Genomic DNA, 1,216 nt, shown 5'->3' with positions numbered 1-1,216 from the left:
ACTGGATTTTTTCAACGGTTATGGTGCGATCACTTATTCAGCGAATTCCCTGCAGCAGCGCTTGCACTATCCCCTATAGATAAATAGGTAATCTCAAAAATATAGTTCAAAACTCCGAATAACCGCTCTAAGTTAGATATACTATATTCTTCAATATTTTTGACAAAATTATCTTCTTCTAATTTGCTAAATTCCCAAATTTTACCATTAGAAACAATACCGTATAATGTTTGATTTAGTTGATTATTCAGTTTTTGTGCGGCAATTAATTCAGCTAAACATTGTCCCCAACCTTCTTCAAAGTTATCTTTTTTGGCTTCTACTAATATTAAATAAGGAGATTCAAAAATCACTTTTCCTCTCGAAGATCTTTTGGCAACAACATAGTCAGGTATTCCTGATAATTTTTCATCATAGTTTAGGGGTTGATGACTCCAAATCAATAAATTATCTCGGTACTTTTGCCATATTTCTGTTAGAATGGGGAAAATAATACCTTCGCAAATTGCATATTCTGAGTTAAAAACAACTCCTTCTTTTAGCAGTAATTTAAAGCGATTAATGAAATAAACATCTGGGGAGAATGATTTTTCTTGTACAAAGTTTTCTTCTAGATAATTTAAGGGAAAATCATCCAAAACTTGAGCAATATTTTTATATTGATTAAAAGACATAACTAATTTTATCCTTCTGAGTCGGGTTTCAACTTTTGTGAAGGTAACCAACCGAAATCAAGCATTTGCTCCAGAGTATAGGGACAGATCTCCGGAAATATTGTCGGTGATAACCCGGATTTTTTGATTGCCAGTTTCCGAGCTTTGTCGTAGTCTTTTGGTAGGATTGCCAAGAAGTGGTTATGAAGAACCCGGGACTCCAGCAGAGCATCAAGTTCCAACCGGAAGTTATCAATTTCTTTTTCCCAACCTTTACCTGACCAAGGGCGTTCGGTTTGCCAATGCTCGTACAGTAGTAAATGGATGAGGAGTCGCAACAAATAACTTTCCACTTTATAACGTTGCTCTCTTCCCAATGCGTCTATTTCCTCAATTAAATTCCCCCAGTCAATGGCACTGAAATCTTGCTGCTTGAGTTGTGCTAGGGTTAAGTCTAACCAAGCAGGATAGTCCTGTTCGTAAAGCGAGGCGAGGTTTGTTGTTTGAACCATGGGGTTATCCGTTTGTTCTAGCTTTACTTAAAATAGTATATAGTCATAGGC

The 1,216-nt window shown here is 36.3% G+C and carries 2 protein-coding genes; both read right to left on the bottom strand.

Annotation, left to right across the window (positions count from 1 at the left end):
- Positions 1-29: 29 nt before the first annotated feature.
- Positions 30-674 carry a hypothetical protein gene (locus ASL19_RS10635; protein WP_006277497.1) on the bottom strand — a complete coding sequence of 215 codons (645 nt, stop codon included), beginning with the start codon at positions 672-674 and terminating at the stop codon, positions 30-32.
- A gap of 8 nt (positions 675-682) precedes the next feature.
- Positions 683-1,165 (bottom strand): DUF29 domain-containing protein, encoded by a 483-nt coding sequence (locus ASL19_RS10630; RefSeq protein ID WP_057178328.1) that lies wholly within the window; start codon positions 1,163-1,165, stop codon positions 683-685.
- Positions 1,166-1,216: the final 51 nt, after the last annotated feature.

The sequence above is a fragment of the Cylindrospermopsis sp. CR12 genome (genome assembly GCF_001432185.1).
Classification (GTDB): Bacteria; Cyanobacteriota; Cyanobacteriia; order Cyanobacteriales; family Nostocaceae; genus Raphidiopsis; species Raphidiopsis raciborskii.
This window is presented reverse-complemented; position numbering and strand designations above follow the sequence as displayed.